The sequence below is a fragment of the Endozoicomonas sp. ONNA1 genome (assembly GCF_024606325.1).
Classification (GTDB): Bacteria; Pseudomonadota; Gammaproteobacteria; order Pseudomonadales; family Endozoicomonadaceae; genus Endozoicomonas_A.
In genome coordinates, this window is the sequence record NZ_JAHHPN010000707.1 from 1 (window position 1) to 1,222 (window position 1,222).

The following is a 1,222-nucleotide window of genomic DNA, read 5'->3' on the forward strand; positions in this document are numbered from 1 at the left end:
TCCGAATAAATGGTACCAAACAGGCAAATAACCAGTTCCCCACCGTCCTGAATGAGTTTGCAGACCCCGGTGGTGCCGCAAACGCCACCTCTTTCAATCGTAATGTCTGGAACGGGCGTTATGGCTACTTACCTTTTCCAAAAGCTTTCTTCGAGCCACCAAGATTACCGGACGGAATTGATTGCACACGAGGGGCATTTGACTGCGGCATAAGAACACCTCTTCAATTGATCCATGACATTGAAATAGATCCAAACAGGTTGCCGACACTTACTGCTCCAACACCTGCGGGCATTAGTCTGACAAGACATTGTCCGCCTCATAGGGTTTATAGTATTTCATGGAACAGGAACGATGAGCACATAGCGGTGGCAATAAGTTCCGGCTCATACGTATACGATAGCAAGTGTCCATATTCAGGGGCTGTACAAATCTTTGGCATAGATGCTTCGGGGGATCTCGAACTCTTATACTCCCTGAACGAACCGAAAGACTTTGTAAGGACCCTTGACTACAATCACGATGGCAGCCGGTTGGCTGTCGGGGGAGATGAAGGAAAGGTCTGGTTTTACAACGTGCTGAATGGTTACGCTCTGGAGCACGTTATGCACGATAGTAAAAGCTGGGTGTGGATCGTTAGGTACAATCACAATGACACCCAGCTGGCGACCGGGGGACGTGATAGAAAAGTCAGAACTTATAACGGGACGAATCCGACCACTCCCCTGTACACCCTGGCCCTGCCATACGAGGTACGGAGCCTCGACTACAACCATGACGGCACCAGGCTGGCCACCGTGGGGAATGATGCGAAGGTCAGGATTTATAACGGGAAAATCCCGACTTCGCCCCTGCAAACTCTGTCCGATCCAAAAGGCCATATATGGGTCGTTGTCTACAACCACAACAGCACCCAGATAGCGGTCGGTGGGAATGATGATAAGGTTTGGATTTATAACGGGACGAATCCGACCTCCCCTCTGCACGTCCTGCAGGATGCAAAAAGCTCAATTCTGTGTATCGACTACAACCACGACGACACTCAGCTGGCAGCCGGGGGGTTTGATGATAAGGTCAGAATTTATGAAGTCAGGAATTCATTTAAGCCCCAGTACATCCTGGCCGATTCGAAAGCCAATATCCGAAGCGTTAAGTACAGCCACAACGGCAAATGGCTGGCAACAGGGGGGGATGACCAACGTCTGAGAATTTATAAGATCGA

1 protein-coding gene is annotated in these 1,222 nt (G+C 49.8%); it reads left to right on the forward strand.

Annotated elements, in window-relative coordinates:
* On the forward strand, positions 1-1,222 hold a 1,222-nt coding region (locus KDK19_RS16585), incomplete at both ends, for a WD40 repeat domain-containing protein (protein ID WP_257292400.1).